The 1,243-nt window shown below is 57.5% G+C and carries 2 protein-coding genes; both read right to left on the reverse strand.

The genetic code is table 11. The features are described 5' to 3' along the window. Positions 1–767, reverse strand: a protein-coding gene (locus K7G82_RS29605; protein WP_222994092.1) for an IS5 family transposase whose coding sequence is annotated in 2 segments (ribosomal slippage) — positions 1–455 and positions 455–767 — 768 coding nt in all. Because the reading frame shifts where the segments join, the coding sequence is not laid out codon by codon here. A 65-nt stretch (positions 768–832) separates the two neighbouring features. Further along, on the reverse strand, positions 833–1,156 hold the full coding sequence (locus K7G82_RS29610) for a hypothetical protein (RefSeq protein WP_222994094.1): 324 nt from the start codon (positions 1,154–1,156) through the stop codon (positions 833–835). Between the last annotated feature and the right edge of the window lie 87 nt (positions 1,157–1,243).

Consider the following 1,243-nt stretch of genomic DNA (forward strand, 5'->3'; position numbering starts at 1 on the left):
CTAGGTCGTAGACTCATAAACGCGAAGCCAAAGCCGCATTGATGCGAGTTGAACCATGGCGAGGAAGTTCGCGGCCAGCTTGTCGTAGCGGGTGGCGACGCGACGGAAGTGTTTCAGCTTGGAGAAGAATCGCTCGATCAGATTCCGCTCACGGTAAAGCCAGGTGCTGAAGTACGGCTTTGACCTTCGGTTTACCTTGGGCGGGATGTTGGCGAACGCGCCCCTCTCGCGGAGAGATGCCCGGATGCGATCAGCGTCATAGGCCTTGTCAGCCAGCACTATTGTTCCGCTACCAACATGGTCGAGGAGATGATCAGCCGCTTGTCCGTCATGGCTTTGCCCGGCGGTCAGGCTCAGCCTGATCGGGAGACCTTGTCCATCGACGACCGCATGGATTTTGGTGGTGAGCCCGCCTCGGGAGCGACCGAGACAGTGATCTCGATCCCCCTTTTTGCTGTCGCAGCCTGCTGGTGGGCGCGAACAGAAGTGCTGTCGATCATCTGGATGTCGCCATCGTGCGCGTCGGTGATGGCATCCATCATCCGATCCCAGACACCCGCCTTCCGCCATCGCACGAACCGATTGTAGCAGGTGGTACGCGGCCCATAGCGTTCGGGCAGGTCGCGCCACGGTGCGCCGGATCGCAGCACCCAGAAGATTCCGTTAAGCACGCGGCGGTCATCGACACGCGGCACGCCGCGCGGCTTGTTGGGAAGCAGCGGTTCGATCACGCGCCACTCGAAGTCAGTCAGATCATATCGGCTCATGCTGGGCGTGAATCAGAGTTCAACGCGATGTGGAAGCACCAAATCGCGTTGAACTCAAAGACACCTCAGAACTCTGAGGCGTTTAAACCGAAACGGCGACCAATGCCTGCGATCCTTGGCACCAATTCAAACCTGACAGCATTTGGATAATTGATGACGGCGCTTTTTCCATGATCGTAGAACACGAAAGGACGATTGTCTTCGTCCTCCCCGAACTCCTGATCAAGGGCCTCTCGAAACGTGGCTATCGTGCCATTTCCGATGGCCGGATGATCGCCAGAAGCCGCAAATTGCGAAGTGATGTCACCGAACTTCACGGCCTTTTTCTTCCGCTTAGCAGGCGTGTCATACTCCGGCGACCAGCGCCACAGAAGCAAGTTTCCAGTCATTCAGCCCCCTTTGGGCCAAGGCATAGCGTCTGCACGCCTCATTTGCACGTGCTCTCACCAGTCGCCTTTATGGGTTCACAGCCTAAA

The sequence above is a fragment of the Sphingomonas colocasiae genome (assembly GCF_019880585.1).
Taxonomy (GTDB): Bacteria; Pseudomonadota; Alphaproteobacteria; order Sphingomonadales; family Sphingomonadaceae; genus Sphingobium_A; species Sphingobium_A colocasiae.

Excerpts from the sequence above, each read along its gene's own strand:
- K7G82_RS29610 (WP_222994094.1), bottom strand. The coding sequence starts at position 1,156 with ATGACTGGAAACTTGCTTCTGTGGCGCTGGTCGCCGGAGTATGACACG.